The following is a 23,388-nucleotide window of genomic DNA, read 5'->3' as shown; positions in this document are numbered from 1 at the left end:
GACTAGAAGAGGGAAGATGATATGGAAGAAACCACTTACAAAATGCTTTATGACGCACCGATTGGCAAGATGTTCATTGTTAGTAATGGTGTGTCGATTATTGAAATTGACCATATAAATCACGAAGAGCAAAAGACTAGCAATCCAGATAACCTTTGCCAACTGGCGATGAAACAGTTAGATGAGTACTTTGCAGGTCAACGAACAGAATTCGATTTGCCATTAAGAGCGATAAAAGGCACTGACTTTCAAAAAGCATCTTGGCAGGCTTTAACAACCATTCCTTATGGAGAAACCATCAGCTACGGCGAACAAGCGAAAAAAATGGATAACCCAAAAGCCGTAAGAGCGGTGGGTGGTGCAAATGGCAAGAACCCATTTAGTATTGTTGTACCCTGCCATCGAGTCATCGGCGTAAATGGAACGTTAACTGGCTACACCGGCGGCATGAACCGTAAAGAATGGTTGTTGGATTTCGAGCATTCGGTTCTGACTCAATCTAGCAAATAACTCTCTATCATTCCCTACAGCGAAGGACGAGCGTGATAGGGAATCTCTCTTTATGTTGAACACCAAATATGACAAGTCATACGAGGCATGAGATTCCAGATATTTCGTTCCTCAATTCTGGAATGACGAAATCATTAAGGCCTTTGTCTAATCTATTTTTAAGCTATTATGCTCTTCGAATCTCGTTTACTCGCATCTCGAATCTGCCTTTCAAGCTTTTCGAATCCCGCTTACTCGCATCTATAAAAAAGCCCGCACTTTGAAGTGCGGGCTTTCAAAATCGTTAAAGCTCAACGTGAATCACTGAGCCAAACAACTATTTAACGATCACATCGCCTGACATCTCAGGCGGGATTGCAATACCAGACAGAGAAAGCATCGTTGGTGCTAAGTCAGACAGCTTACCGCCTTCTTTGAACTCAACGTCTTTGCTGCCTACGTAGATAAGTGGAACTGGTAGGTTCGTGTGCGCCGTGTGGATGCCGCCCGTTTCTGGGTTTACCATCATTTCCGCGTTACCGTGGTCAGCGGTGATAAGCAGTTGGCCATCGGCTTCTTTGATTGCTTCAACCACTTTGCCAAGACATTCATCTAGCGACTCTACAGCTTTAACTGCTGCATCGTAAACGCCAGTGTGTCCAACCATGTCACAGTTAGGGAAGTTACAAACGATAGCGTCGTATTTGCCGCCTTTGATAGCAGCAACAAGCTTTTCAGTCAGCTCTGGTGCGCTCATTTCTGGCTGTAGGTCGTACGTTGCTACTTTTGGAGAAGCAACAAGCTGACGCTCTTCGCCTTCAAACTCGTCTTCTTTACCGCCGTTGAAGAAGAACGTCACGTGCGCGTATTTCTCTGTTTCAGAGATACGTAGCTGCGTTTTGCCTTCTTTCGATAGCCATTCACCGTAGGTGTTCTCTAGAGAAGCCGGTGGGAATGCACAAAGCAGTGGGATGTCTGCAGCGTATTGAGTCAGCATCACAAAGTCGATTGCTGGGAATACGCTACGCTCAAAACCGTCAAAGTTAGGCACGAACGCACGAGTAATTTCACGCGCACGGTCAGCACGGTAGTTCATGAAGATAACCGCATCGCCATCAACGATAGCAGCAGACTCTTCACCTTCCGCTTTGATTTCCGTCGCTTTAACGAACTCATCGTTTTCGTCACGAGCGTAAGCCGCTTCTAGGCCAGCAACAGCTGTGTCAAACGTGAAGTCACCTTTCGCTTGAGTCAGTAGGTCGTAAGACTCTTGAACGCGATCCCAGTTGTTATCACGGTCCATTGCGTAGTAACGGCCAATAAGCGAAGCCACACGGCCTTTACCTAGCTTAGCGAACAACTCTTGGAAACGTGCCAGTGTGTTTTCTGCGCTACGTGGCGGCGTATCACGGCCGTCTAGGAATGCGTGTAGGTAGATTTTCTCTGCGCCACGTTCTGCTGCCATTTCAACAGCTGCGTAGATGTGGTCTTCATGAGAGTGAACGCCACCAGGGGACATAAGGCCCATGATGTGAACCGCTTTGTCGGCTTTAACCGCTTTATCAACAGCACTCACTAGCGCTTCAGTTTGACCGAACTCACCGTCTGCGATTGATTTAGTAATGCGCGTTAGATCTTGGTATACCACTCGACCCGCACCGATGTTGGTGTGACCCACTTCAGAGTTACCCATTTGGCCATCAGGTAGGCCTACATCTAAGCCAGAAGCCGAGATTAGCGTGTTAGGTTGGTTAGCAATAAGACCGTCTAATACAGGTGTATTAGCGTTCGCGATAGCGTTGTCTTGGTTGTCTTCACGGTAACCGTAACCGTCAAGGATCACTAGAGCCATTGGCTTCTTAGCTGACATAGGACTGACCTCGTTCAATTCAAAATAAATCGGTATAAAAACAAATTAGCGTAATTTTACTACAGTTTACAGTCAAAACTGTAGCGGAAGATCAAGAAACGTCGCAGGTAGGCAGATCAGATGTGAAAAAAAATGTCATTTGAACCTTCGCTAATACGATAGGATCCTTATTAAATTGTAGTGTTAAATAATCCTAAACCAGTACGATAAATGGAGAAATCTCGTAAATCCCCCCCCCTCTTTCAACTAGAAGCTAAATACATTAAAATAACTAAAAATACATTATTAGGCTGAATCGTGCTCATATCATTCCTTGATCTCTCTTTCCTATTTTTCTTTTCTCTTGCGACTACTTTCACTATGCGTAAATTTGCAAAAAAAATAGGATTAGTAGATAAGCCAAATGCTCGTAAACTTCATAATGGAGCAATCCCCTTAGTTGGTGGAGTATCGATTTGTATCTCTATAGTCTATTTCTTATTCAACAACCCAAATATTCTACCGAATACAGAGCTCTATGCAGCATGTATTCTAATACTTGTTGGTATCGGAGTTTTGGATGATAAATATGACATCAGCTTTAAAGTGAGGTTTGCAGTACAAGCAGGACTATCGATAATTATGATGGTTATCGGCGGTATTGAACTCAATACAATAGGGGATGTATTTGGAAGCGGTGATGTGATTACCTTGGGTTGGTTTGGTTACCTTGTGACCATATTAGCTGTGGTAGGAGCCATTAACGCATTCAACATGGTTGATGGGATTGATGGGTTATTGGGCGGGCTATCCATCGTTACTTTTGGTGGACTTGGCATTATGCTTAACTTTGATGGTCAATCCAGTCTAGCTTACATTTGTCTAGTATTAGTCGTTACCATTAGCCCATATATCTTACTCAATCTCGGTGCATTTGGCCGAAAAAGAAAAGTATTTATGGGAGATGCGGGGAGCATGTTAATTGGCTTCACAGTGATCTGGTTACTACTGCTTTCTAGTCAAAATGGAAGCGCACCGCCGCTACGCCCAGTAACCGCATTATGGCTAATAGCGGTTCCCCTAATGGATATGGCGGCAATTATGGTTCGCCGAATAAGAAGAGGCGACTCTCCTTTTAAGCCCGATCGTGAGCATCTACATCACATATTCCAGCGTATGGGGCTGAGCTCAACACAAACGCTTATCGTTATTTGTAGTATTGCAACTCTCTATGCTGTAATAGGTATTTCAGCTGAAATGCTAAACATTCCAGAATATGCCATGTTCTACGCTTTTATCATCTGCTTTGCAATTTATCTTGCGATATTAAGTAATATCTGGAAACTCACATCTTATATTAGGAAAGTATACCCGAAATAATCAATACAGAAGCACAACTAGAATGAGGCTGAGGTATGAACATCTTACGTAACGGATGAATGTGGCTTTATTGGCTCTGCGCTAATTCGGTGGAGAATTAATCACACAACTCACCATATCATCAATATTGATAAGCTCACTTATGCTGCCAACCTTCAGGCTTTAGAACCACTAGAGGGTCGTTCACGATACACTATTTATCAAGGTGATATGGTGACTGTGCCCTCATAGAGTACATCTTACATACCTATATATATCGATAGCATCTTTAACCTAGCAGTAGACAACCACTTTGATACTTCAATTTTTCACTCCGAAGCCTTCACTCAAACCAATATTGTCGAGGATGCTTAGGGTATTGGTGTTAGTTAGATACACTACACTAAAGTACATTCGCTTTATTCATATTTCAACCGATGAAGTGTTTGGTGACTTAGCAGACCATGAACTACCCCTTAATGAGCATTCACCATACAAGCCCAGTAGTTCATGTTCGCCTTCAAAAGCATCGAGTGAAAGTTTAGCACCGAATATACGGCCTGCCGACTATCATCACCAAATGCTCAAGCAATTATGGTGCACACCAGTATCCTGAAAAATTATCCAGCTAACAATAGCATCAAAACCCTTAGCCATATATGGACGTGAGGAACAGTAACAGTACGCTACGTCTTAAAGGGGGAAATTGAGGTGAACAAGCTTGAGTCCCTCTTACTTCCATTGAACGAAATCTAAACACATAAAGCATGATTAGCCGTAGATTTTAAATCTGTCAAATACATAGGTGTTCTGTATTTTATGATCTGACGAATATTGAGATGATTATACAGAAGAAAGGTGTCTCAAGCTAAAATCAGATGAGACACCATAAGTATCAGAGTATGTTATTTATAAAAATAATATATCTAGAAACCGAGTCGTTTTCTAGATATAGACTTTAGAACCCCAAAATCTACTTATTGTAGAACTCACGGTACCACTGAATAAACTCAGCCACACCTTCTTTAACCGTTACTTTCGGCGTGTAACCCGTTGCTGCAAACAAGTCTTGGGTGTCTGCATAAGTTTGATAAACATCGCCAGGCTGCATCTCGCGGAAGTTTTTCTTCGCTTCAATGCCTAGCTCATCTTCAATCGCCTTTACAAAATCCATCAAGTTAATTGGAGAGCCGTGACCAATGTTATACACCGCATAAGGCGCAGAGCTGGTTGCTGGAGAGCCTGCTTCTACTGTCCAATCGTTATCACGCGTTGGCACCACATCAGAGATACGCACCACCCCTTCAACAATGTCGTTCACGTGTGTGAAATCACGCCACATATCACCGTTATTGTTGATATCAATCGTATCGCCATCGAGAATCTTCTTCGTGAAAATAAACGGTGCCATATCAGGGCGGCCCCACGAACCATACACGGTAAAGAAGCGTAAGCCGGTGGTTGGAATGTCGTATAAGTGCGAATAGCTATGTGCCATCAGCTCATTCGACTTCTTGGTCGCGGCATACAATGAAACCGGGTGGTCGACCGAATCAGAGGTTGCAAACGGTGTTTTCGCATTCAACCCATAAACCGAACTTGAAGAGGCATACACCAAGTGCTTCACTTTATTGTGACGACACCCTTCTAGGATGTTTAAGTGGCCGACCAAATTTGAATCTGCATAGGCGTGTGGATTTTCAATAGAATAACGAACACCCGCTTGCGCTGCTAAGTGAATCACTTGGTCAAATTGCTCCGTTTCAAATAGGCTAGCGACACCATCGCGATCAGCGATGTCTAACTGAACCAATTTAAAACTGTCATGCTGAATACGACCCAAACGCGCTTCTTTCAATGCGACATCGTAGTAATCATTCAGGTTATCAACACCAACAACTTGATGGCCTTTCGCGGTTAACTGTTCTACTACAGCACTGCCGATAAAACCCGCAGCACCCGTTACTAAATACTTCATTTCTTATTCCTTAGTCTGAACCGAATAGATCGCGCGTGTACACTTTGTCTTGTACATCCGCCAACTCTTGAGCCATACGGTTTGAGACTATCACATCACAGCCTGACTTAAACTGCTCGAAATCCGTTAATACTAATGAGTGAAAGAACTCTTTTTCTTTCAGCTCTGGCTCAAACACCACCACTTCAATGCCTTTTGCCTTAAGACGTTTCATAATGCCTTGAATACTCGAAGCGCGGAAATTATCAGAGCCCGATTTCATTATCAAGCGGTAGATACCCACACGCGTTGGGTTTCTTTTAATAATCGAGTCGGCAATAAAGTCTTTACGTGTGGTGTTAGAGTCTACAATAGCACCGATAATATTATTCGGCACATCTGAGTAGTTAGCACGCAGTTGCTTGGTATCTTTTGGTAAGCAGTAACCACCATAGCCAAATGAAGGGTTATTGTAGTGCGAACCAATGCGAGGATCTAAACATACACCATCTATAATTTGGCGTGTATCTAACCCGTGAGATTCAGCGTAAGTATCTAGCTCATTAAAGTAGGCAACGCGAAGCGCCAAATAGGTGTTAGAGAACAGTTTTACCGCTTCGGCTTCTGTTGAATCGGTATACAGGATTTCAACGTCTTTTTTAACCGCGCCTTCTAACAACAAGTTCGCAAAAACTTGTGCACGCTCAGAGCGTTCACCCACCACAATACGTGATGGATGCAAGTTATCGTATAAAGCTTTACCTTCACGTAAGAACTCTGGTGAGAACATCAGGTTCTCACACTCTAACTCTTGTTTAATGCGCGCGGTATAACCTACAGGCACGGTAGACTTAATCACCATCACCGCATTGGGGTTAATCGCCATCACATCTTTAATTACTGCTTCAACGGAAGATGTATTAAAGTAGTTCGTCTCTACGTCATAATCAGTAGGGGTAGCAATAACCACATAATCAGCATTTGAATACGCCAACTCTTTATCAAGAGTCGCTGTAAAATTTAATGGTTTATTCGCCAAGAAATCTTCAATTTCGACGTCGATGATTGGAGATAATTTATCGTTTAGTAATCTTACTTTCTCTTCGATAATATCGACCGCGACAACGTCATGATGCAGGGCCAATAGCATCGCATTTGATAAGCCTACATAGCCAGTACCGGCAATTGCAATTTTCATAAATGTGTCAACTGTTAAATTAAGATATTAATCCATTATTTTAATTAAATAAAAAACTCAAGATTAAAAACATTACTAATCAATGTGATTTTCAAAAGCGTTGATCATATCGGCTGCCATGATATCTCGGCTGTACTTAGGCGCAGCTTCTATGCTGCAGGTACGTATACGCTGATACAGGTCTTTCTCTTCATGCAATCTCAAGATAGCATTAGCAATCTGTTCTACATTTTCACTTTCAACAACTAACCCCGAATCAGTCTCTTTAATGATAGTAGTAGCCTCTCCCTCAGGTACACTCATTATTGTGGGAATACCCATCCCCATACACTCGAAGATCTTTGAAGGAATAACAGTCCTAAACAGATCACTGTTTATCAATGGCACAAGTGAAACATCACATAAAGACCAAAGCCTTGGCATCATCTCTTTTGGCTGTCTATCAATTAATACTACATTTTTAAGCTGTTTCTTTTCGACAAGATCAACGACCTTTTGTCTAGCGGCTCCACCTCCTGCAAAAACAATGCGGATATCATCATGATCTTGCAACCTTTCAGCAACGGTTACTATGTGTTCAAGCCCGTGAGCCATACCATGAGTACCGATGTACCCTGCAACAAATTTACCGTCTAAACCATGCTGCTTTGCAAGCTCGGTATCTTTATCTTTTGGTTCATATTTAGATAAATCGACACCATTAAGCACAACCTCAATCTTGCTTCCTTCAACTCCACGCTCGATGAGCTCTTTTTTAAATGCATGAGTCACTGAAACAATTGCATCTGCTCGTTTATAGAGAAACATCTCTATTTTTTCCAGCAAATGAATTGCTTTGCTGTCTTTCATCGCGCCAACAGCGGTTATAGAAGCGGGCCAAATGTCCCTAAGTTCAAAGACAAACGGTTTTCTACGAATTGCAGAAATTGCCCACCCAGCACATGCGCAAAAAAACTGAGGTGAAGTCGCAACAATAACATCAGGCTTTTTTTGAAATAACCCCGCAAAGAAGCCTGTTACCATGAAAGACATATAATCCAAGATTCGCTTAATAAACCCTTCGTTAGCAGTGATATAAGTCTTAACACGTACAACACGTATTCCATCGAATTCAGACACATCATAGAGCTTGTTCTTGAAACCATCGAATACCTTTCCTTCTGGAAAATTCGGTGCGCATGTAATTACGGTGACTTTATGGCCTTTGTTTACCCAACGAATAGCGTGTTCATAGGTGCGTGTTGCTGGCGCATTGCCTTCTGGCGGAAAATTATCAGTAAGAAAAAGAATATGCATTACTACGCTCGCTTTAGAACAAAGTTCACTTCATTCTGTTTAAAATTTAATACCAGCTTTTTATTGGCTATCGATAAGCCAAATTCAGGATGCCATGTCGTGTCTAGCACTTTTATATCAGCACCTTCAGCCCTTACATTATATTGAGCGCCAGAGGGTAACTGTAGTATGACTTGGCCATCATGGTTTGAACTTTCAACCTGAATATTAGGATGGAGATGGTAGTTTGCTTCTGCATGATTAAACACACCGGATACCTGATCACAAACAAGCAATTCATCTTGTGCTAATTGCCACTTTCGTAAGTGTGTTACTTTACCAGGCAAACGCATGTAGCCATCATGGGAACACTCAACGGTAATGGTGTACTCGCTCTCGGTAATAATAGGTTTGCTTGGATAGGCACGTCTGGCCACTCGAAATCCACTCCAGACTTCAGATGAATCCATGCCATCAACCACTACCGTATTATGAGTTTCGGTTTTGCGCTGCCTCAGTCTTTCTTCACCTAAACCATAAACCGATGTCCCACTATTTACAAATACTCGGTGGCCATCAATACTCAATTCAAATGAAAGAGTATCGGCATGAGCGTGACCGGGAATGTAATCAGGCCCTACTTTTGCGACATCAATGATTAGCTTGTTAACTTGGTCTTTAATCACCACATAACCACTTTCTTTTAGTGCGGTAACTTGGTTTTTACTATTGGCGGGAATCGTAACATTGAGTACTTCAGCATAGCGTTGCAAATCAGCCAGCTTGGGAGCAATACCTGTTGCTGAGTCATTAAAAAAGGATACGTCACCATCGGGATGTTGCATGTGTTCAGCCCATGACAACATTTTTCCGATGAGTTCACGCCAGTCTTGACTTGTAGCTTTCGGAATCTTATATGAGTAGACAAGGCTTAACTGATACAAATCAAGCATATCGGCAAGGATGGTGTTGTGATACATGGGCGTTAGTTCAAAATTACCGCCATCAGCAAGAATTTGCTCTGGGATTTCTTCATTTAAAATACCTAAGCCACGCTTTAACCATTCATCAGCTAATTCTCCCTTGAAATAACAACCAGCAAACAACAAAGCTTTTGCGTTTGCAAATAAGTGATTGCCAAGTAAGTGATACTCTAATTGCTGCTCTAAGGCTTGAACCTGCAATGACAAACTAGCCAGCCATTCTTCTTTTGGTTCATTACCCGACAAGAACCATTTAATCCAATTTACCGACCTAAGTGAAATGGTATAAGGCTCCCATCCATTTCCTATCATCTTTGGATTTTGTTTTATCCATGTATTGACCAAACTATGATGAATTTCAGTTCTGTCTTGCCACCCAGACTGGTTTAAATCATCGAAGTAATGCAAATTATAAAGCCAAAGTTTAGCTTTTGCTGTGTCGTTCCAGTCGCTAACCGTATCTACGACATTCAAAAATTCAAACTGACCATTGTCTTGATAGCATGAATTTAATACCGAAAATGCTTGCCAACCTGTTGTTGATACTTCGTTTAAGGTTACTTCTGGTTTTATAAAAGTAACCTTCGTTAATCGTCTTGAAATTCGGTTACTGAACTGAATGGGCTTTAAGTACTTGAGGGTGTGGTAAAGCTTTAAAAGTTTATTCATATCTAAAAAAGGGGCCTTAGCCCCTTATTACCCTTTACTGGTGATCTACTTTCTAAGTTGCTCTGCCACTTGGCATGAAACCCTCGCAACTTCGATGATTTCATCAAAGCTAATCGGTGATGAAGAGCCTTGTTTGATACTATCAACAAATGCCTTAGAACAATCATTTTGCCCTTTGTCTTGGCTCGACAATTTCATTCTACTAAACCCCTTCCAACCAAAACCAACCAGTTTTCTGAAGTTATCGAGTTGTAAAACTGCATCATTGGCGAACACTTCAATGCGTTCTTTCGGGAAGTCTTTACCACCATTAGCAAAGTAATGAATAGTACCGATTGAACCATCTTCAAATGACAGTGTGATACTCGCTTTGTCTTCACGAATAGTAACACCAGGCGCATCACCCATACACATCGCATTAAAGCCTGTAATTTTACACCCAGCTAAATGACGCATTAGGTCAATATAATGACATGCTTCACCGATAATTCGCCCGCCACCCACTGTAGGATCTTGGGTCCAATGATCAGAAGGGATATCGCCGGCATTCATTGTCATGATGAACGTTTTAGGGCCTTTAACAGAAGACAAAAGCTCTTTCATTTTGACAACATGTGGTGCAAAGCGTCGGTTATAGCCAACCATAACTTTAGGTTTAGTTTGGCTTTCATTAAAGGCGGCTTCGATTAGGTCAACTTCGGATTCAAGCAGTGCTAAAGGCTTTTCAACAAAGACATGCTTTTCGGCGGCAATAGCATCAATAGTTTGTTGAGAATGCAGATTGTGCTGCGTTGCAATAACAACTGTATCTATAGCTTTATCAGCTAACACATCCGCATAGTCTGTTGACGCTTTAGCAAAACCTTGCTTTTTCCCATGATGAACAGCACTCATACCAGCACTAGTCACCACAGTATTTAACCCTGCACCTGCACTTTTAAAAGCGGGCATCAAAACACGTGACGCATAATTCCCTGCACCGACGAATGCGCAAGAAGCGAAAGATGGCGCTGATGCAATTTCAGAATTTAAAGTTACAGAACGAGCGGTTAAAACTGCAGTGTCATTATTTGGATAATCGAGAACAATACCTAACGACGATTTATCGTCTAGGCATTTGTATGCATCTAGAGCATCATCAATAGCATAGCGGTGAGTAATCAGAGGCTTAACATCCAGCGCTCCAGAAGCCATCATATCTAATACTGCTTCGAAATTTCTTTGCTCCGTCCAACGAACAAACCCAACTGGATAATCGTTGCCTTTATCTTCGTATTCAGTGTCATAACGACCTGGACCATAAGAACAAGAGACTTGAAATGTAAGTTCTTTAGCAAAGAAATCAGCACGAGAAATCTCTTGTCCAATAACACCGACAAGGACGATACGTCCGCGTTGGCGGCACATTGTTGCGGCTTGGCTTAATGGCTCGCTACTTTTTGTTGAGGCCGTAATTATAACACCATCAACACCACGACCACGTGAAAATGCTTCAGCCGCTTTAATGGCATCTTCACCTTTAGACAAGTCCACTGTCTCAGCACCAAGTTGTCGTGCTAATTCACATTTGGACGAATCAAAATCGATCCCTAAAACACGGCAGCCATTTGCACGAAGTAATTGAACAGTAATCAGTCCAATCAGCCCAAGACCAGTAACAACTACGCACTCACCCAGAGTTGGATTAATAAGGCGAACGCCTTGCAAGCCGATAGCACCTAAAACCGTAAACGCTGCTGATTCATCGTCAACGCTATCTGGCACCTTAGCACATAGGTTTTTAGGTACACGAACCACTTCAGCATGGTTACCATTCGATACTACACGAGTACCAATGTCAAAGTTTGTACCACCGTTATCAAGAACAGTACCTACATTGCAGTAACCAAGTGGAAGTGGTTGATCTAGTTTAGAACGAACAGCGTCGACAGTTGGCATCAAGCCATCTGTTTTGATCTTACCCAAAACCATTTTAACTTTATCAGGTTGTTGACGCGCCTTATCTATAAAATTAGCTTTACCAAAATCAATTAGCATTCGTTCAGTACCAACTGAAACCAATGATTTTGTTGTAGATATTAATAATTGTCCATTTTTTAATTGGGGACACGGCACTTCAACCAACAGAGTTTCACCATTGGCTATATTTTGGAGTATTTGTTTCATACTTTACCTAAGATTTAAAAATAATTTAATTTTGTGTCTAATCTCAACTGAAAAGAGATTTAAAATAGTTTGATAAAACTTTGTCTTTTGGATTCTTTTAATTTTGAAATAAACTTTAGTTCTGTTTTTATTTCGTTTAAATTTAGGTTCATGAGTAAAAATGCATTCTAATAAGTCCATTTCATCCGTTTCTTCATAAGTATTAATAAAAGAGGACACTTCTTTTGAACTATGAGCATCACTCCCAATCAATTTAGTTATTGTAGGATTTATTTTCTGAATTTTATTAATTATTTCATCCGGTGTTTTTCCATATCTATAGTTATCAACTTCAAAACCATCCGCAAGTAAAACAGCCTTTTCAAAAGTGTTATTGTGAATATTTACATTCCCATAAACACCGGTCCCATGGTAAGGGTGAGGGAGTATTATTTTTGCTTCCAAAGTTTTCAATATGGAAAGTAATTCAAGAAGTGAATAAGTAAATGGATCACATTCAATACTCTTTATTTCTTTGTGGATCCCTATAACATGGATCCCTTCTTTAGTTGTAAATTCAATCGCATTAAATACTATAATTGACGCACTATCAAACAATGCTAATTCATCATAAGTTAGTGAAAATGTATCATGATCGTTTATAATAATACAATTCACACCAGCTACATTCATTTCTTTAATTATATCAATAATAGACATTTTTGAATCAAAGGAATGGTGAGTATGGCAGTGGGATATTAATTTTATCATTCATCAAGCCTCAAAAATGGATTACGCTTCCCTTCACCAACCTGATGAAACGACCCGGAAAAATCAAATGACAAATAGATTTTATCACCCAATCTTTTTTATATCAATTTCAAGTTTTGATTGGATAATGTTTTCATATGCTACATTATATGGGTCAGTAATAACGAGTAAATTACCCTTCCCCTTTGAATTAATTGCCATGATGAAAAGTAATCACCATAATATTCAAACATCGTATAAAAGTTAGTCACTGGTACTTTACTATCATCTAAAAGAGTTATATTTGCATCCTCTCTTCCAACTACATTTAAAACCTGATTACTAACTCTTTCACATTTACAACCAACGTCAGCTACCTCAGCTAAATCACCGGTTTCATACCGAATCAAAGGCATCGCATAATTATTAAGATTAGTACCTATGATCTTTTTAACTTAGGACTATCAGTTTCTAATAATTCTAAATATCCATATTCTTCGTAATTATGCATATGAGTTCCATTCTCACAACCTCCAAACATGACAATTTGTTCTGCTAACCCATAGTGATTAAACACAGGAGCACTTAATGCTAGCTCAATTGTTTTCTTTTGCACACTACCTAAGCGTTCTGATGCGGTTAAAACCCTTTAAATTTTGGTATCTTTATATCAGGATGCCTTCGAACAAAATCGGCAATTGCTAATATCGACGATGGATAGCCCCTTAAAAACTATGTTTAAAGAGACCATTTCCGTCAAGTAATTCCTAATATGTTCATCTGACAAATGAAATGGACTAAAATAAATAAAATTTCTTAACTTATCCCACTTAACTAAGTCATCCTCATTTTCAGGAACATAACTCCTTATTATTGCCATTCGATCTCTAAACTTATAACCAGCCCAATTCCAATGCCTCCAAACACATGATTGCTCAATAACCCAATGCCAAGGGGAAACGAGTGCTTTAAATGGATTACCAGTTGAGCCTGAAGTGAAAAAAGTTAAGGAATATTCACTTCTTTTAGAATTAATTAATGCAGATTGATTATCTCTTGCTTCTACCTTGGATAGAATAGGAATAAGGGTAACATCACTTAAAGAGTTAAAATGTATATATGGATTAAATCCCGCATCATCGAATTTATTACGATAAAATGGAATCTCATTGTAAGAAACACAAAGTAATTTTTTAACTTATTAAATTGATCATTTTCACATCATCGCTAGATTTATAACAATACTTTGACGATTTAAATTTAAAATGTAGTAATCCTAAAAAACAAGTACAGGTTCTAATAATTTTGGAAATGACATAATAATTTCACTATAGTGTATAACAACTAAAACAAGTCTATTGTAAGTAAAATTTACTGCTATTTTAAACACAACAATTATGCAACTAAAAATTTTAATTGCATAATTTAAACTATTCTGCGGATTAAAACTGTAAATAAAGTTAACTAATTACTATTTTAATTAAATCAAAAACACGAGACATTTGCTCATGAGTACCTATCGTAATTCTCGTGTACTTATCCATTCCTGTACATGTCCATAATTTCTAACAAATATTTTATTCGAATCTAAAATAGAAACGACATCGCTTTGCTTATCCCCAAATTCAATAAGAACAAAATTACCACCTTCAGAACCAGTAACATCAATGCCAATACTCTTTAGATTATTAATAAATTCATTTTTAGCTGATAAAATTTCCTTCACAAAATCATTCATATATTGGACATCAGATAGCGCTGCTACTGCGGCTATTTGAGCATAACTACTAATATTTTTAGGGTTTCTAATCTTACGCAGTCCCGTTATATTGTGCAGTGACGATATGGCATAACCGATACGAAAAGATGCAAGGCCAAAAGCTTTTGAAAATGTTCGACATACTATAATATTTTCATATTTAGTTGATAATTCTGCGACTGTAATACCAACAAACTCATAATACGCCTCATCAACAATAAATAGAACATCGTTGAATCGGTGTATTATCTTCTCTATTAATTCTAATGAATATAGGCTACCCGTGGGATTATTAGGATTACATAAATAAATAATCTTAGGCATAATACGTTCTACATGTGCCTCAAATTTTCAAATTCAAACTTGAACCCATTACTTTCATCTAAATCAAAAAATCAATATGAGCCCCTATACTTTCTGCAGCAGCTCTAAAATTATCGTATGTTGGGGCGACCATAGTGATAGTATCGTGTGGATTAATAAATGCTCGAATTATATATTCATGTAAAGCATCAGAACTACCAAAATATTCTACATTATTAAGTTCAACACTAGAATAATCTGCCAACATTTGGCGCAGTTTAATATTATCAACATTAGGATACCAGTTCATTTTACCTGAACTGACAAATTTTTCCAGTTCCGCTCTTACTTCCGGAGATGGAGAAACTGTAGATTCATTCCAATCTAATTTTAAAACGTCATTGTCATCAATATATTCCCATGCTTTATGGGTAGACACTTTGTATGGCATTAGATTTTTACAAACTTATTAAAAACATTTAATTAGCCTTTAATGTGAGGGTTATACGCAATAGATGTTTATCACGAGTAAACTTCGACTTGAATTGCTTAATACACGCCTTACTCATACGAGAGTAATTGTCATTTTTACTAATATAAATTAAAGCATCAGCAATATCACTCGACGAGCCATATTTAACAAATATTCCTGTTTCATAAGGAATTACCATGTCGGAGATAGCTCGATAATCAGTTGTTACAATAGGTATGCCAAATGCTAACGCCTCAATAATTGAAACGGGCTGTCCTTCATTACTATAATTAGTCGGTAATAAAAAATATGACTACTTCTCAATAAGTTTAACTTTTCATCGCCATTTACAACGCCGTGATATGTCACATTATCGATAATACCTAATGACTTTATTCGTGAATAAAATTGTTCTTTTGCATGGCTTTCACTTTGTACCGTAACATCGTCAAAATTACAATGAAATGCCCCAGCAAAGTTAATATGAAACAATTCTTTATTGGGTAATTTAGCTATTGCATCAAGTATATCTAAATAACCTTTTGATTCAATCAGATTAGATAAGAATAATAATTCTATCCTTGTTGAATTTACTGTTTTATGTTTTTCATTCGCTAGTTCAAACGGTAAACCATTTTCTACTATAAATAATCTTTCTTTTAATTTAGGCTCAAAATCATACATATTTAAGAGATTCTTCCCCAAAACTAATATTCTCTCCACTTTAAGCAATGTTTTTCTAATCAAGAATTTCAACCAAATAGGTTGTTCATTATAAAATCCGTCATAATTCCCACCTTTTAGATGAATCACAACTGGTGAGCGAAACAATTTTGCAATCCATATCATTAAAAATCTCGAATAAAACCAGATCTTGATTGAGCTATAGTAATATAGACTCTGCATGGACCTTTGCTTAAAACTCGAATGAAATTACATATAATCAATATATATTGTAATATACGAGCCAACAGAAAAAGTGTTCCAGATTTACCCGTTAAGTTTTTATCTGCTATATTAATGACTTCAACAGGTGTAGTAATCGCTAGTGAATCAGCTAACATTTTAAAAGATACTGACTGTCCATGATAAGCTGGAGGTAAAGGTCCAACTAAGACTAACTTAGACATATTTTTTATTCCTCAGAGAAAATAATAACCAAAAAATAGGGAGGTATAAGGAAACCTTAGAAATCATTATACAAATAAGTCCGTACCGAAAGGTTCTTTCAGATGTAAAAAACATAAATCAGAAACATCAAACCTACGATACCAAAAAAAATGTCACACTAAGAAGCAATCCAGAATCTGCGACAAGACAGCCACAGTCATTTAACAACCCCCAGAACCTAATAATTTACGGTCTAAACTAGTTTCTTCTAACCAGTACTGTATCGGCCTTAATTTTACCCCTAAACTCTTATCGTTAATATCAAAAGATAGAGTATGCCCTTTACTTAGATACCGTGAATCTAAATACTCATATCCTTTAATTATAAAAGGCATTGATAAGATAATGACAGCTACCTGCGCATACTTCCTTAATTTTTACCTTTCATTGTTTTAATAATCATAAATAAAAACAAAAGAAAAAAACAAAACCAAACAATGAGAAGGTTAATAATGTAGACATTAACGCCACAAAAATAACAGGTTCCAACTGTTTTTTTCTCCATAATAAATAAACAACATCACCATTAGATATGTAGCATGAGTACCAGGTTCAACAAATATTCCACCCGGCCTATATTTTATATCGCCACTAAAAGGAAAAGCTCTCTGAGGCTCACTACCACCTAAATACTGATAAAAATCTAAATGATATCCGAACAAATAATAGATAACACTTTGCAACAACACCGGTAGAGCAACAATCCACAACAGAAATTTAAATACTGAAAATAATTCATCTCGACCCCACGCCCGTATAATATAGCGAATCAAAAACATGATGTAATACCGAGAAGCAACCTAATAAGATCATAATATTGAATTGTGTTTGATTCTACATTAACACCTTCAAAAAACAAACTCCGAAGAATCGCGTACCAAATAGTAACAAGTAACAAGTGCGATATAAAACAATAATAATAAAATGAATTTAAATTCTATTTTTGTTATTTTAAATGTCAAAACAGACAAAACTGAAAATATTATTAAAAGATAACTTTTATCATCCCAGATAAATAGTAACAATATTGTAAACGTAAGTAATGTATACAATAAGTCTCTAACATTTAGACTGAAAACATTTGATGACTTTATCAGCACGGATACTCCAACTATATTTATCTTTAATCAATTTGATTTTTTACCAGGTTCGAATTCAGTTTCATGGCTAACCAATATAGATTCTACAAGACTAGAAACTGAATTAGGTTCAAAAACAGGACTTCTTTTGAAGATACAACTTCTTCAAAAACTTTTAATTTAGATGCTATTATTTTTTATCAAAAGCCAAATATTCAAACAACTTTAAGGGTGACGTATACTTACCTATATCTTCATTGTTTCTTGTTACAACTCTTTTTATTCGGTAAAAGAACAACATCAAACACCTTTAAATAACCCTGAACCATTTTTGTTGCACATAGCCATAGAAGTATAAATTAGGTATGTGTTCGTATTTATGCTTATATTCATGAAGTAACTCACCTTCCCCACCTACAATATGAAACCCCATGTTAGGAAGACTCTTTGCTGCCTCACATATTAAATCAACGCCTTTACCTTCTAGTAAACTACCAACATAACCTAAATTAAAATTAGAAGAACCTAACAATTCGACATCACATACATTTTCAATATCAACTAAATCAGCACCATCATGAGCAACCAAAATTTTATTTTTATCTATATTCATTAAGTCTGACATATCATTTTTCAGAGCATCTGAAATAGCAACCACTCTTTCAGTTTTATTTGATTTACAAATATAACCATCCATCCATCGTTGTAAAACCCGCCAGCAATACCATGTAATTCGTATATTTGAGCAATAGAAAAGAATGACAACACAAAAGAGGAATGACGATTTCTAGAGTATATAATGGCTTTTTTTCTCTTTGCCCCCAAATGTAAATTGGAAAATGGAGCAAACTTAAAAATAGAGAATACAAAGGAAATCGTTTTAATCTAAATAGATGCAAATGGAAATGTTCGAATACTGCATAATTAGAAAAATATTGTTTTGTCATCTTCACGACTGTCTGTTTTAGCTAGCAATGTAACATTGTAACCATTTTTAGAAAATGCATTACACATTTTCATAACATGAACCGAGTTAGCACTATTACTTGGTAATATTGAATTTGAAATATAAATAAGGTTACTCATAAAGTCCTTTAAATTTATTAACTGAACCCCAAAGTCGGAAGACCGCTGAAAGCAAAATATATAATGACGTAGAAATACAAATCCCTATCAAACCTAAATAACTACCTAACAACCATAAGATTATGATATAGAAAACGCCTAAAACCACATTCCCTTTAGAACAAAAGTTCTAATCCTAATGATATCGCAAGAGGATGGGCGAAAAAAACACCATGTTAAAAGCCATACCCACAACATAAATCATTAGAGACCAATAATATACAGAAGAGTAATTTTCCGAAAAATAATTAATAGAAAAGTCTCCAACTATCGCACATATTGATATAAAAGAATCGATGCAATAATCGTAATTCTAGATATACGCCTAAGCATGTTTTTAATTCACTTGTTTTACCATGTGATAAAAGACGATTAAATTCAGGGTATATCACTATATACATAGGCTCTATTACTTTAGAAAGTAATGCTGAAATCAACTTTATTAATTTATAAACACCAGTAACTTCAGGACTAATAAGCTTCCCGACAATCAGTTCATCCACATTTCGAATAGCTAACACTGACGATACATTAAAATGATTTATAAAGATAAACTTTCTAATTTCACTATCATTCGTGTATTGCTGCCTACCATCGAATATAAGAGAAGACAATGTCCATTGTTTATCCACAATAACAATCCCACTAATGATAAGCACAAGATAACTTATAATTTCAGACAAAACAAAGCCTAAAACAACGGTGCTAAAGGTCGTCTCAGGAATAAAAAATACACCAAAAGCTGTAATCAACTTCCCGAAACCTGAAATAATTAATTGTATATTAATTAGGACTAACTTATTTTGTGATCTTGCGATGCCTTGCCAGGTTCCATTCATTCGAAAAGGTAATACAAGCCCATAAAGTAGGAGTAATTCGGAGTTAGGAATCCCAAACCAGTTAGAAAAATACACTACAAAAATAAGAATTACACTTGCCAAAATAGCATTAAATATATCAGTAATTAGCGTTATTTTTATTAGTCGACCAACACCAATAGCAGATGTCGACGATGATTTAGGGAGAAACCGAACTAGACCTTGCCAACTTTGGGAGGAAGAAACACCCTCGATAACAGATAATGATGCTTGAATTAAAGCTAATACACCAAATTCATGTAATGTCAAATTTTTAGCTAAAATTAAAGATGCCGATAATACAGCTAGCGAGGCAACGGAACTCCCTAAAAAACTTCAACGACAATGTTAAAAATCGACGAAAGTTATCGCCAGCTACAATAGTTCCCATTGACGCTCCCGCCCAACTTTCGTCAATTCAGGACATACATCTAGTATTACAACTGGATCATTACACCATTCAAGCAACGGCAAGTCATGTATACTATCGCTAATACCAACAATGTTATAGTGTTGAAGTTCCAAATCAATAAATAGTTCTTTTAACTTATCGACTTTCAATGAACCATAAACTAGTGGTTCATTTAACTCACCTGTAGCAATATCATTTTTCTGCTCTAACTTAGCGGCAATTATAAATTCAAAATCAAATTCTTTCGCAAAATACAATATATAGTCACTAATAGCAGCAGACACGATTATAACTTTATCTCCTTCGATACGTTTTTATGGATAAAATCTATTACTTTATAGTTAATATTAGGTACCAACACTTCTCTATGAAAACGCTCAGTTAAACTCGATAGTAACGTTGATTCAACACCTGAAATTAACTTAATTCTAGAATCTTTACTTACATTAAAACCAAGCCGCATTAATAACCAAAACCATACATATAAAAAGTTCGTTTGCCTTTAGCTTCAAGACATACGAATTTTATAAAACAAGGAAGAGAGTCAATATTCACAAGCGTTTGACAAAAATCAACAGCAAAGATATTATGTACTTTTGACATCGATGTTTAACTCCTTAATATTTACAGATAAAGATGACAAAGCACACATAACAGGAAAACGCTGTTGGGAATGTACACCGCTTCTTTCACCAGATAACAAAGAGTTACTTAATTCATCTAGAAATCCTGCTGTTATTAATCCTTTATCGACTAAATAACCTGCATTATTTAAAAGTAATTCACGAAACTTAGGCTGTTTACGATATTGTTCATTCAAATCTGGTTTATAATCAAAACTATCCTCAATTAAAGAATACCCAAACACTTTCCGGCTTAATACTGATATAACTCGCTCAATGAAAAATATCGATTCATACATTTTCCCTTTATATGCAGACGATCGAAGAGAAAAACCGATGGGTATAATTCGGTCATTAACTCTCTAAATAATGTTCTATCAACTCTATATTCTGGTGACATATCTGAAATAGCATCAACAATTCTCGAATCCATAAAGGAGAAATGATTTCATATTGCCCCCTGTAACCTAAAACACTATGCTGAGTCATATTAGTATTTCGTTCACATAAATACCAAGCATCGAAATCAGTTAAAATCGACCCTGAATCGTAACGCAAGGATTCACGATCTATTGAGTCTTTCAGCTTTTCTATATCAGTAATCGGTTGATTCTTTATTTCTTTTAAATGTAACCAACGATATTTTTCAAATAAGTATTCATTAAGTGGTTTTTCAGACGACGCAAGGTGTGACCCCATAATCGGATCGCCACCAAATCCAGATAATAATATATCTCCATATTTACCCATTTCTTTATGTAACTCCGGAGGAACGTATGGAGTGTTCCAAATTTGATAATCATGAGCTTCTGCCGTTTTGGTATAATTATCAAAGTCTAAAATATCATCGTTTTCTATAGGTAAATGAACATGTTTGAATCCAAGTTTGGTTGCAACTTCAAGGGCAATATTCAACTCAAACTTCTTAGGTAAGCTGAAGGTAAAAGTAGTGACATATTCCTGCAATCCTCTGCGAGCTAACTCGGCCAAAATGGCTCTAGAATCTAACCCAGCACTAATAGGGCATATGATTCTTTTTCCTTTACAAAAAATTCAATATCATCAAATACACTCGACCATGCTGATTTCAAGCGAGCTTTTGTACTTATTTTAGACGTATTTTTATTATAATTAAATCTCGGGTACCAATACAACTCAGAATACATTTTTTGATTCAACATTATATTTATACCAAGTCGCTGGACGTAGTTTGCTTACACCATCAACAAGAGTTTTATCGCCTTGCAAGAAGCCGTAAAGAGATATAAATTCATTAGCGGCGTTTCTATTCAATATAGGATTTGAAGGTAAACAATCTTTAATCTTATCGCTAAAAACACCGATTTCCACACCGAAAAATATATTTTTACTTGCCCATTTGTCAGTGATAACATGAAGTAAGTTATCTTTTTTAGACTTAAAAAAAATAACAAATGACCCGTCACATTCAGGTAAAACTCTTTTTATTGAATCTAAGTTTGCCCCCTTCAAACACTCAACCATATCATTTAATCCACTATATACATGCCCATATATAATTGCATCACCATCCACCCCTGATATTTCAAGCAACCCTAAATTGACACAAGATAATTTTATATTTTCTTTTACATAATCTTTAGATTTCATGACTCAGCCCATAAGCCTTTAGTATCGATTAAAAACGTATTTGATACGATCAAGTTCTCTTTAAATTCCTTATGGTCTACCAATAAAACACTTATATCAGCTTTAATAGCATCTTTAACATTCATTAATTCAACATTTTTTTTATTTAATTTTTCAGGAATTAAATTAATATTTGGCTCGATTAAAATAATCTGCCCTTTATGAAAGTTGCATATCTGTTCTGTAATACTCAAAGCTGGACTTTCTCTTAAATCATCAATATCAGCTTTAAAAGCTAACCCATAGCATGCAATTGTCACATCTTTAGCAGTTTTCTCAGGATTAGCTTGCAAGATATCAGCAATGGCAATTTTAACCTTATTAATCACCCATTCAGGTTTAAGATCATTTACCTTACGAGCCGTATGAATTATTCTCGCTTCCTCAGGCGTTTTAGAAACAATAAACCACGGGTCAACAGCAATACAGTGTCCGCCGACACCAGGTCCAGGCTGAAGTATATTAATACGAGGATGACGGTTTGCTAAAGAAATTAACTCCCAAACATCTATATCTAACTTATCACAAATCATAGATAGTTCATTCGCAAATGCTATTTGCACATCGCGGCAACTATTCTCTGTCAACTTAGCCATTTCAGCTGTACGGGCATTGGTAATTACACAATCACCTTGTACGAAGATCTTGTAGAGCTCAACAGAGCGCTCAGAACAGCGCTTTGACAACCCACCAATAACGCGGTCATTTTCTACAAGTTCACGTACAACATGACCAGGCAAAACGCGTTCAGGACAATGTGCGACATTCACATCCGCATTTTCACCATTTTGTTGTGGAAATGATAACTCTGGACGGACTTCAGCAAGCCATTCAGCCATCTGTTCCGTTGCACCTACAGGTGACGTCGATTCAAGAATAACCAAATCACCTCTTTTCAACACAGGCGCAATCGCTTTACATGCCGATTCAATATAACGTAAATCTGGTTCTGGTATTTCACCTTCAGCGCAAGGCTTAAATGGAGTTGGTACCGCAATTAAAAATGCATCTGCAGGTTCTGGTGATGTAACTGCTTTTAAGTAACCTTCTGTTACCGCTGCGCGAACGATCATATCCAACTCAGGCTCTACAATATGAATCTCACCTCGATTGACTGTATCGACAGCATTTTGATTAACATCAACACCGATTACTTTCTTCTTACGTGATGCAAACATCGCCGCTGTCGGTAACCCAATGTAACCTAAGCCTACAACTGAAATTGTTTCAAAAGACATTATGATAT

Annotated in this window: 22 protein-coding genes and 1 pseudogene; 3 read left to right on the top strand and 20 right to left on the bottom strand. The window is 37.3% G+C overall.

Translation table 11 applies throughout. The features are described 5' to 3' along the window. The first annotated feature begins 21 nt into the window (after window positions 1–21). Window positions 22–510, top strand: a complete 489-nt coding sequence (locus IHV80_RS01165) for a methylated-DNA--[protein]-cysteine S-methyltransferase (protein WP_192889809.1) — start codon at window positions 22–24, stop codon at window positions 508–510. A gap of 316 nt (window positions 511–826) precedes the next feature. Here IHV80_RS01165 and gpmM read toward each other — a convergent pair whose 3' ends face one another. Next, a complete protein-coding gene (gene gpmM / locus IHV80_RS01160) occupies window positions 827–2,359 on the bottom strand; it encodes a 2,3-bisphosphoglycerate-independent phosphoglycerate mutase (RefSeq protein WP_192889808.1) in 1,533 nt (510 codons plus the stop codon). Window positions 2,360–2,656: 297 nt separating this feature from the next. Here gpmM and wecA point away from each other — a divergent pair, with 297 nt between their 5' ends. Next, window positions 2,657–3,718, top strand: coding sequence for a UDP-N-acetylglucosamine--undecaprenyl-phosphate N-acetylglucosaminephosphotransferase (wecA, locus tag IHV80_RS01155; protein ID WP_192889807.1), 1,062 nt, complete (start codon window positions 2,657–2,659; stop codon window positions 3,716–3,718). 346 nt (window positions 3,719–4,064) lie between these two features. Next, entirely contained in the window at window positions 4,065–4,313 is a 249-nt protein-coding gene (locus IHV80_RS25450) for a GDP-mannose 4,6-dehydratase (RefSeq protein ID WP_226088501.1), read from the top strand. A gap of 357 nt (window positions 4,314–4,670) precedes the next feature. On the opposite strand, the gene IHV80_RS01145 is transcribed toward IHV80_RS25450, so the two are convergent. The 19 genes and pseudogenes from IHV80_RS01145 to wecC all read right to left on the bottom strand — a co-directional run bounded on the left by IHV80_RS01145 (window position 4,671) and on the right by wecC (window position 23,380). After that, window positions 4,671–5,675, bottom strand: coding sequence for an NAD-dependent epimerase (locus tag IHV80_RS01145; RefSeq protein WP_192889805.1), 1,005 nt, complete (start codon window positions 5,673–5,675; stop codon window positions 4,671–4,673). A gap of 10 nt (window positions 5,676–5,685) precedes the next feature. Then, entirely contained in the window at window positions 5,686–6,852 is a 1,167-nt protein-coding gene (locus IHV80_RS01140; RefSeq protein ID WP_192889804.1) for a nucleotide sugar dehydrogenase, read from the bottom strand. 75 nt (window positions 6,853–6,927) lie between these two features. Beyond that, window positions 6,928–8,148, bottom strand: coding sequence for a glycosyltransferase family 4 protein (locus IHV80_RS01135; protein ID WP_192889803.1), 1,221 nt, complete (start codon window positions 8,146–8,148; stop codon window positions 6,928–6,930). 2 nt (window positions 8,149–8,150) lie between these two features. After that, complete coding sequence (locus tag IHV80_RS01130; protein ID WP_192889802.1) at window positions 8,151–9,779, bottom strand: heparinase II/III family protein; 1,629 nt, start codon at window positions 9,777–9,779, stop codon at window positions 8,151–8,153. 45 nt (window positions 9,780–9,824) lie between these two features. Next, a complete protein-coding gene (locus tag IHV80_RS01125) occupies window positions 9,825–11,945 on the bottom strand; it encodes a bi-domain-containing oxidoreductase (RefSeq protein WP_192889801.1) in 2,121 nt (706 codons plus the stop codon). Between the two features lie 3 nt (window positions 11,946–11,948). Then, window positions 11,949–12,644 (bottom strand): PHP domain-containing protein, encoded by a 696-nt coding sequence (locus tag IHV80_RS01120; protein WP_192889800.1) that lies wholly within the window; start codon window positions 12,642–12,644, stop codon window positions 11,949–11,951. 469 nt (window positions 12,645–13,113) lie between these two features. Then, window positions 13,114–13,290: a hypothetical protein gene (locus IHV80_RS01115; RefSeq protein WP_192889799.1), complete on the bottom strand. Its 177-nt coding sequence runs from the start codon at window positions 13,288–13,290 to the stop codon at window positions 13,114–13,116. A gap of 900 nt (window positions 13,291–14,190) precedes the next feature. Continuing rightward, window positions 14,191–14,757 carry a pyridoxal phosphate-dependent aminotransferase gene (locus tag IHV80_RS25275; RefSeq protein WP_192889798.1) on the bottom strand — a complete coding sequence of 189 codons (567 nt, stop codon included), beginning with the start codon at window positions 14,755–14,757 and terminating at the stop codon, window positions 14,191–14,193. 58 nt (window positions 14,758–14,815) lie between these two features. Continuing rightward, window positions 14,816–15,187: an aminotransferase class I/II-fold pyridoxal phosphate-dependent enzyme gene (locus tag IHV80_RS25270; RefSeq protein WP_192889797.1), complete on the bottom strand. Its 372-nt coding sequence runs from the start codon at window positions 15,185–15,187 to the stop codon at window positions 14,816–14,818. A gap of 28 nt (window positions 15,188–15,215) precedes the next feature. Continuing rightward, window positions 15,216–15,892 (bottom strand): annotated as a pseudogene (locus IHV80_RS25445) (glycosyltransferase family 4 protein). A gap of 164 nt (window positions 15,893–16,056) precedes the next feature. Further along, window positions 16,057–16,338 (bottom strand): hypothetical protein, encoded by a 282-nt coding sequence (locus IHV80_RS01090; RefSeq protein WP_192889795.1) that lies wholly within the window; start codon window positions 16,336–16,338, stop codon window positions 16,057–16,059. A gap of 501 nt (window positions 16,339–16,839) precedes the next feature. After that, a complete protein-coding gene (locus IHV80_RS01085; protein WP_192889794.1) occupies window positions 16,840–17,157 on the bottom strand; it encodes a hypothetical protein in 318 nt (105 codons plus the stop codon). 610 nt (window positions 17,158–17,767) lie between these two features. After that, the gene (locus IHV80_RS01080; protein WP_192889793.1) at window positions 17,768–18,154 is read right to left on the bottom strand and encodes a glycosyltransferase family protein; all 387 of its coding nucleotides are present in this window, start codon (window positions 18,152–18,154) and stop codon (window positions 17,768–17,770) included. Window positions 18,155–18,830: 676 nt separating this feature from the next. Then, the gene (locus IHV80_RS01075) at window positions 18,831–19,709 is read right to left on the bottom strand and encodes a polysaccharide biosynthesis protein (protein ID WP_192889792.1); all 879 of its coding nucleotides are present in this window, start codon (window positions 19,707–19,709) and stop codon (window positions 18,831–18,833) included. Window positions 19,710–19,814: 105 nt separating this feature from the next. Further along, window positions 19,815–20,135, bottom strand: a complete 321-nt coding sequence (locus IHV80_RS01070) for an HAD family hydrolase (protein ID WP_192889791.1) — start codon at window positions 20,133–20,135, stop codon at window positions 19,815–19,817. 302 nt (window positions 20,136–20,437) lie between these two features. Beyond that, complete coding sequence (locus IHV80_RS01065; RefSeq protein WP_192889790.1) at window positions 20,438–20,773, bottom strand: hypothetical protein; 336 nt, start codon at window positions 20,771–20,773, stop codon at window positions 20,438–20,440. A gap of 55 nt (window positions 20,774–20,828) precedes the next feature. Then, a complete protein-coding gene (locus tag IHV80_RS01060) occupies window positions 20,829–21,464 on the bottom strand; it encodes an asparagine synthase-related protein (RefSeq protein WP_192889789.1) in 636 nt (211 codons plus the stop codon). A 165-nt stretch (window positions 21,465–21,629) separates the two neighbouring features. Next, window positions 21,630–22,103, bottom strand: a complete 474-nt coding sequence (locus tag IHV80_RS01055; RefSeq protein ID WP_192889788.1) for a hypothetical protein — start codon at window positions 22,101–22,103, stop codon at window positions 21,630–21,632. Continuing rightward, entirely contained in the window at window positions 22,100–23,380 is a 1,281-nt protein-coding gene (gene wecC, locus IHV80_RS01050) for a UDP-N-acetyl-D-mannosamine dehydrogenase (protein ID WP_192889787.1), read from the bottom strand. The genes IHV80_RS01055 and wecC overlap by 4 nt, the downstream gene beginning before the upstream one ends. Between the last annotated feature and the right edge of the window lie 8 nt (window positions 23,381–23,388).

Source organism: Vibrio bathopelagicus (genome assembly GCF_014879975.1).
Classification (GTDB): Bacteria; Pseudomonadota; Gammaproteobacteria; order Enterobacterales; family Vibrionaceae; genus Vibrio; species Vibrio bathopelagicus.
This window is presented reverse-complemented; position numbering and strand designations above follow the sequence as displayed.

What these genes read in the sequence shown, in the direction of transcription:
- IHV80_RS01130 (WP_192889802.1), bottom strand. Translation starts at nt 9,779, where the DNA reads ATGAATAAACTTTTAAAGCTTTACCACACCCTCAAGTACTTAAAGCCC.
- IHV80_RS01080 (WP_192889793.1), bottom strand. Translation starts at nt 18,154, where the DNA reads ATGGATGGTTATATTTGTAAATCAAATAAAACTGAAAGAGTGGTTGCT.
- IHV80_RS25450 (WP_226088501.1), top strand. Translation starts at nt 4,065, where the DNA reads ATGCTTAGGGTATTGGTGTTAGTTAGATACACTACACTAAAGTACATT.
- IHV80_RS01055 (WP_192889788.1), bottom strand. Translation starts at nt 22,103, where the DNA reads ATGAAATCTAAAGATTATGTAAAAGAAAATATAAAATTATCTTGTGTC.
- IHV80_RS01065 (WP_192889790.1), bottom strand. Translation starts at nt 20,773, where the DNA reads ATGTATGAATCGATATTTTTCATTGAGCGAGTTATATCAGTATTAAGC.
- IHV80_RS01090 (WP_192889795.1), bottom strand. Translation starts at nt 16,338, where the DNA reads ATGTCTAAGTTAGTCTTAGTTGGACCTTTACCTCCAGCTTATCATGGA.
- IHV80_RS01140 (WP_192889804.1), bottom strand. Translation starts at nt 6,852, where the DNA reads ATGAAAATTGCAATTGCCGGTACTGGCTATGTAGGCTTATCAAATGCG.
- IHV80_RS01125 (WP_192889801.1), bottom strand. Translation starts at nt 11,945, where the DNA reads ATGAAACAAATACTCCAAAATATAGCCAATGGTGAAACTCTGTTGGTT.
- IHV80_RS01145 (WP_192889805.1), bottom strand. Translation starts at nt 5,675, where the DNA reads ATGAAGTATTTAGTAACGGGTGCTGCGGGTTTTATCGGCAGTGCTGTA.
- gpmM (WP_192889808.1), bottom strand. Translation starts at nt 2,359, where the DNA reads ATGTCAGCTAAGAAGCCAATGGCTCTAGTGATCCTTGACGGTTACGGT.
- IHV80_RS01135 (WP_192889803.1), bottom strand. Translation starts at nt 8,148, where the DNA reads ATGCATATTCTTTTTCTTACTGATAATTTTCCGCCAGAAGGCAATGCG.
- IHV80_RS01120 (WP_192889800.1), bottom strand. Translation starts at nt 12,644, where the DNA reads ATGTCTATTATTGATATAATTAAAGAAATGAATGTAGCTGGTGTGAAT.
- IHV80_RS01165 (WP_192889809.1), top strand. Translation starts at nt 22, where the DNA reads ATGGAAGAAACCACTTACAAAATGCTTTATGACGCACCGATTGGCAAG.
- IHV80_RS01085 (WP_192889794.1), bottom strand. Translation starts at nt 17,157, where the DNA reads ATGTTTTTGATTCGCTATATTATACGGGCGTGGGGTCGAGATGAATTA.
- IHV80_RS25270 (WP_192889797.1), bottom strand. Translation starts at nt 15,187, where the DNA reads ATGCCATACAAAGTGTCTACCCATAAAGCATGGGAATATATTGATGAC.
- wecC (WP_192889787.1), bottom strand. Translation starts at nt 23,380, where the DNA reads ATGTCTTTTGAAACAATTTCAGTTGTAGGCTTAGGTTACATTGGGTTA.
- IHV80_RS25275 (WP_192889798.1), bottom strand. Translation starts at nt 14,757, where the DNA reads ATGCCTAAGATTATTTATTTATGTAATCCTAATAATCCCACGGGTAGC.